The sequence below is a fragment of the Arthrobacter luteolus NBRC 107841 genome (genome assembly GCF_001552075.1).
GTDB classification, from domain to species: domain Bacteria; phylum Actinomycetota; class Actinomycetes; order Actinomycetales; family Micrococcaceae; genus Arthrobacter_B; species Arthrobacter_B luteolus.
Map to the genome: position 1 here is coordinate 1 of NZ_BCQM01000028.1, position 1432 is coordinate 1432.

Annotated in this window: 1 protein-coding gene; it reads right to left on the minus strand. The window is 67.5% G+C overall.

The annotated features are described in order from the left end of the window. Positions 1–4: 4 nt before the first annotated feature. Entirely contained in the window at positions 5–1315 is a 1311-nt protein-coding gene (locus AL3_RS17905; RefSeq protein ID WP_066303695.1) for an ISL3 family transposase, read from the minus strand. Positions 1316–1432: the final 117 nt, after the last annotated feature.

The window sequence follows — 1432 nt, forward strand, 5'->3', positions numbered from 1 at the left end:
GGGCTCATCGCATTTGAGGGTGTAGGTGGGGTCTGAAGCCTCCTGCTTCGAGGAGGCTGCGGGCGATGTAGTGGGTGAGGTTGCGGAATCCGAGGGCGGAGCCGCGGAGGTGTTCGAGCCGGCCGTTGATCGCCTCTGTCGGACCGTTGCTGGTGCCCGGTCGGTCGAAGAAGGCCAGCACGTCGGTTGCGCGTTTCGTCAGTGTTCGGCCGAGCTTGGCCAGCTCGGGCAAGGCGTCCGGGACGCGCTTGCTCAGCGCGGTGATGAGCTTCTCCATCTTCGCTTTGGCTTTCGCCCGGTCGGGTTCTCGGTAGGCGGCGACCATCGCCTGGTAGATCTCCCAGGTCACCTCGACCGCAACGTGCTTCTCTCGCTTGAACAGGCTGCTGAGGCGCTGGCATTGGCGGTCGGTCAGCAGCTTGGTGCCGGTGTGGAGGGTGCGGCGAGTCTTGTAGAGCGGGTCGTCCTTACGGCCCCTGCGCTTGTGGAGCTGCTGCTGGACGCGTCGTCGGCAGTCGTCCAGTGCGTCTCCGGCGAGGCGGACGACGTGGAAGGGATCCATGACCGCGACCGCGCCTGGGAGGGCCTCGCCGGCGGCGGTCTTGTATCCGGTGAACCCGTCCATCGCCACTACCTCGATGCGGTCCTTCCATGCCTTGGGGCGGGCCTCGAGCCAGGCCTTGAACGCTGCTTTGGAGCGGCCGGGGATCATGTCCAACAGCCTCGCCGGGCCGGTCTTGTCCCTGGCTGGGGTGAGGTCGATGATCACGGTGACGTACTTGTCGCCGCGCCGGGTGTGGCGCCAGACGTGCTCGTCAACACCGATCACCCGGACGGCGTCGAAGCGGGCTGGGTCATCGATCAGCAGCCGCTGGCCCTCAGCCAGGACGGCGTCGTTGGCGGTGTGCCAGGCAACCCCGAGCCCGGCAGCGATCCTTGCGATCGTGAGGTGATCGATGACCAGGGCTTCCAGTGCCCACCGCATCCCGCCGCGAGAGAGCTTCGCCCGCTCGGGCGCGGCGGCGGTGGTGTCCTCGCGCCACCGGTTCCCGCAGTGATCACACCGGTAACGCCGGATCCGCACCAGCAGGGTCGTGGGGCGGTGGCCGAACGGCTGGTGAGCGAGGCGACGAGTGATCGTGCCGCGCGAGGTCGACCTCGCCCCGCAGGCGCGGCACCACGGATCTTCCTCCGCGAGTCGACACTCGAGCACCGCCCGCTCGGCCGAGAGGCGTTGACCGACAGCGACCAGACCGAGTTCGTCCAGGCGCGCGAAGGTCGTCAAATCGGGGCTGTCGAAGGTAGCGTTGGGCACGTCGAGGTCTTCCTGATGGCGAGCGTGAGAACTTCCATCATCGGGAGACCTCGACGTCTATCCCGGCACCGACGCGCCCACCCCACACTCCGCAGCTACACCCTCATCTGCGAAGAG